This window comes from Psychrobacter sp. (assembly GCF_036731945.1).
Classification (GTDB): domain Bacteria; phylum Pseudomonadota; class Gammaproteobacteria; order Pseudomonadales; family Moraxellaceae; genus Psychrobacter.
The window spans coordinates 1,051-2,399 of record NZ_DAINDI010000128.1 but is presented as its reverse complement, the minus strand read 5'-3'; the positions used below and the strand labels follow the sequence as shown (position 1 = coordinate 2,399).

The window sequence follows — 1,349 nt, the reverse complement described above, 5'->3', positions numbered from 1 at the left end:
TTAGCGCAGTTTGATAGCGTGTTTGGTCTTGGTGAGGAGAATATCTAATGGCTATTACTACTTTTGTGCTCGGAAACTCAGGCGAAGGTAAGTCGTTCAGCCTAAAGCACTTAGACCCAAAGTTGGTAGGTGTGATTAACGTCAACAACAAGCCATTGCCGTTTCGCGGCGGGCACGATTTTAAGAAAATTGCGACGGATAACGCTGAGCGTATCAAACAAGTTTTATTGCAATCGCAAGCGCCAATCATTGTTATCGATGATTTTCAGTACGTCATGGGCAATGAATATATCGGCGGCGCTAATCAAAAATTTACTGGTGACGCGGCATTTCAGCGCTACAACATCATGGCTTATAACGCCTGGTCGATACTTAACACTGCTATTCGCGAAGTGCCGGACAACAAGCGCGTTTATATCCTATCTCATATCCAAGAGGATAATGGCAGAAGCAAGATTAAAACCATTGGCAAGATGCTCGATGACAAGATCGTCTTAGAAGGTATGGTCACAATGGTACTGCAAACCACAGTACAAGATAGCCAGCACTTCTTTATGACCCAAAACAACGGCTTTAACACTGTCAAAAGTCCTGAAGATATGTTCCAGTCCGAACTAATCCCAAACGACCTTAACGCGGTAGATGACGCGATATGCGACTACTACGGCATTGCCAAAAACCCCAATCAACAGCCAGAACAGGCTTAATTTTTTAATCAGGAGATACACCCATGAATCAGCAATCACAACAAGCTTTTTGGCAGTTGGATAAATCAAAAGCCGCTAAAGTCGGTCAATCAAACTATATCACTGGTGATACCAGCGATGTTTATAAAATCATTAGCGCAGCTTGGAAAACCAATAACCGTATGAATCCGGCAGTTCATAACCTGACGGTTCATATCATGAATGCGGATAAATCGACCGCTATGATTGAAATCCCTTACGCGGACGAATCAGGCAGAAGCTGGTCTGGTGAAAATATCATTAACGCAATGATGCTTTGCACCAACACCCCATCGCTATCACAAGTGCAAGGACAGTACCAAGAGTACAACCACGATCAGCAAAAAGACGTGACGGTCAGCGGTATGGTTGCGCCTGAACTGGCTGGCAAGAAAGTCGGTATGTTCTTAACCGATAGATATTACTTTCATAAAACGAAGTATGAAGTAAAGCGCGGTGCGCCTGAAGCATTCAACGTCTTTGATGCTGATACACGCCAGCTACCGCATGAGAAGGCAAATAACCAGCCAGCCAATCCAGAAGCTTTTAATACTGTGACTGAGGCGATGGTTAAGTACAGCGCCAAGTCAAAAGAAAAGGCTGAGAGCGAAGCTGCAATGAATG

Annotated in this window: 2 protein-coding genes; both read left to right on the top strand. The window is 44.3% G+C overall.

Annotated features, from left to right (window positions below):
• The first annotated feature begins 47 nt into the window (after positions 1–47).
• Positions 48–707: an ATP-binding protein gene (locus V7D75_RS14590; protein WP_333615146.1), complete on the top strand. Its 660-nt coding sequence runs from the start codon at positions 48–50 to the stop codon at positions 705–707.
• Positions 708–730: 23 nt separating this feature from the next.
• A partial coding sequence (locus V7D75_RS14585; protein WP_333615145.1) for a hypothetical protein occupies positions 731–1,349 on the top strand: 619 nt, incomplete at its 3' end.

Excerpts from the sequence above, each read along its gene's own strand:
- V7D75_RS14590 (WP_333615146.1), top strand. The coding sequence starts at position 48 with ATGGCTATTACTACTTTTGTGCTCGGAAACTCAGGCGAAGGTAAGTCG.